Genomic DNA, 1,618 nt, shown 5'->3' on the forward strand with positions numbered 1-1,618 from the left:
GACGTAGATTTTGTACAAATCGACATGGGAGACTTGAGAACCATCGATCAGGCAATCGATACAATCAACAAGAATTATCCGGAGTTGAAGCTTCTGATCAATAATGCTGGTATGCCAGGCGCTTTCTCGCGCTCTTTTACGGAAACCAAAGAGGAAGATCTACGAAATGCCTTCGAAGTTAACTTTTTCGGGACCTTCCGTTTGAACCAGCGTTTGTTCCCTTTAATCAAAGTTAATGAGGGCACAATCGTTAATGTATCGACTGATATGGCTTCTCTGGACCATATGCATAATGCTGATTTTACATTAAACGCATTCGATTATAACTCATCCAAAACAGCCAACAATGCCATGACACTTTCAATGGCTTATGAAGTCAAAAACAGCAGCGCGCAAGTATTCGCGGTAACGCCTGGATTCACCTCAACAGATCTTAACGGCAATGCCGCAGGTGGTAAATCGAAAGAAGCCGCCGCTGCGATTATAGTGGGTTATGCGACAGATGGCAAACGTCATAATGCCGAATTCTTGGATGAAAAGGGCGTTTACGCCTGGTAAACCTATACTAGCAAAAGCAAAAGCTTTTGCTGCCCGCGGAATAGGAAGAATCTGCTTTTTACTGCTGGTTCAATTCATCTGCACACTAATTCAATGACTCATATTAGAAGCTGCTAAGGGATTTCCCTGGCAGCTTTTATTATTTACAGTCAATCTTCCAATAAGATTTTCGCCATTCCCAAGAGAAATAACCCCTTCTGCTTAATACTTACTTTTAAGTAAGTACCCTACATTAAAGTGGGTTCTTATCAAGATTTTGAAACGATGATAAGCTTGAGTCAATCCAGGAATGAAGTATCAGGAGTCCATGATAAGAGGAGGAAAATAAGATGAAAATTATTGTATTCGGAGCAACGGGAAATACGGGGAGAAGAGCGCTGGAGCAAGGGGTTAATATGGGTCATGAAATGACCGCATTCGTGCGAAACTCGGAGAAGTTTTATGGACAGCAAGGTGAGCGTTCCGCCATTCATGTGAAGGTGATCGAGGACGATATCTTAAACCCAATAAGCGTAGGCGAGGCGCTCTCGCATCAAGACGTCACTATTATTGCTGCCGGCCATGCAGGACAAGGAGATGAGTTCGTTCGTCTCGTAGATAACATTATAAGCCAATGTGAAATCAACCCTAGTTTTTCCGGTAGAGTATGGGTAATGGGAGGTGCCGGTCTGCTGGATATTCCGCATACGGACCTTATTGGCAACAATCTTCCCGGATTCCCGCCTGCGTATAAAAATCACAACCGGAATTTTGAACGACTGCTGCAGTCTGAGCTTGATTGGTCAATTATGTGTCCGGGAACTATGGTTGATTCGGTAGAACCTCCAGTGTCGGTTAATTTGCATGTAACAACGGAAACCTTGCCCTTGTCAATCCCTAAAACGATCGAGGAATTATCCGAGGCCGAAATAGCCGGTTACTTGTTCAGTCGGCTTCAAGACCTGGATGTTACTTATGATGATGTCGTGAAATGCATGCTGGACCATATCGAGCTTGGAGGTCCTTTTAAGAGGAAAAGGGTTGGACTCGCCTACCAAAGTGAGAATCCGATGTACTAAGG

Annotated in this window: 2 protein-coding genes; both read left to right on the top strand. The window is 43.9% G+C overall.

The window, feature by feature from the left end:
• On the top strand, positions 1-558 hold a 558-nt coding region (locus tag AC1DUA_RS36710), incomplete at its 5' end, for an SDR family NAD(P)-dependent oxidoreductase (protein ID WP_477504419.1).
• 329 nt (positions 559-887) lie between these two features.
• Positions 888-1,616: an NAD(P)-dependent oxidoreductase gene (locus AC1DUA_RS36715; RefSeq protein ID WP_477504420.1), complete on the top strand. Its 729-nt coding sequence runs from the start codon at positions 888-890 to the stop codon at positions 1,614-1,616.
• Positions 1,617-1,618: the final 2 nt, after the last annotated feature.

It is taken from the genome of Paenibacillus sp. 01T422, from assembly GCF_056398785.1.